1 protein-coding gene is annotated in these 1,135 nt (G+C 62.5%); it reads right to left on the bottom strand.

Annotated elements, in window-relative coordinates; translation table 11 throughout:
• On the bottom strand, positions 1-1,135 hold a 1,135-nt coding region (locus AC1D0Z_RS22375; protein ID WP_477660341.1), incomplete at both ends, for a beta strand repeat-containing protein.

Raw genomic sequence — 1,135 nt, 5'->3', positions numbered from 1 at the left:
ACGTGCCACTGCCGGTTCCACCCACTGTCACCACGTCACCGCCCAGTGCCGTGACCCCCGCCGTTCCGTTCAACGTGGCGTTGGCGGTGGTGTCGTAGACCTTGTTATTGGCGCCCACACCCGTGACGGTCAGGTTCGCCGGTGTAATGTTTGCTGTAGCGGCGGTGGGTTGCACCACGGTGTAGTTGCCGGCGTCGGCGCCGCCCAACGTGTAGCCGGTCACGGTCACGACTTTGCCATTGCCCACATTCTTGTCAGCAAAAGTGCCGCCACCACCACTCACACTCACCACGTCACTGCCCAATGCAGCCACTGCGGCCGTTCCATTGAGCGTAGCGGTATTAGTGGTGTCGTAGACCTTGTTGTTGGCTCCCACACCTGTGACAGCCAGGCTGGCTGGTGTGATGTTTGCCGTCACGGCAGTGGGTTGCACCACGGTGTAATTGCCGGCATCRGCGCCACTCAATGTRTAGCCGGTCACWGTSACWGCCTTGCCGTTGCCCACGTTCTTGTTGGCGAACGTGCCGCTGCCGGTGCCACCCACAGTYACCACATCACCGCCCAGGGCTGTGACTGCCGCCGCTCCGTTGAGCGTAGCGGTGTTRGTGGTGTCGTAGACCTTGTTGTTGGCTCCSACACCTGTGACCGTCAGGTTTGCCGGTGTGATGTTTGCAGTCAGCCCCGTTGGTTGCACCACGGTGTAGTTGSCGGCATCRGCGCCGCTCAACGTGTAGCCGGTCACSGTCACGGCCTTGCCATTGCCCACGTTTTTGTTGGCGAAGGCACCGCTRCCSGTGCCGGCCACGCTCACCGTGTCGCCRGCAAGCGCTGTGACGGCCGCSGTTCCGTTMAGSGTRGCGSTGSTSGTKGTGTCGTAGACCTTGTTGTTGGCTCCCACACCTGTGACGGCCAGGCTGGCTGGTGTGATGTTGGCCGTCASYSCSGTKGGTTGCACCACGGTGTAGTTGGCGGCATCGGCACCACCCAGCGTATAGCCGGTTACCGTCACGGCCTTGCCGTTGCCCACGTTCTTGTCGGCAAACGTGCCGCTGCCGGTGCCACCCACAGTTACCACATCACCGCCCAGGGCTGTGACTGCCGCCGCTCCGTTGAGCGTAGCGGTGTTAGCGGTGTT

This window comes from Polaromonas sp. P1_E3 (assembly GCF_056405935.1).
Note: the sequence above shows the minus strand (reverse complement) of the source record. Positions and strands in the feature narration are given on the sequence as shown.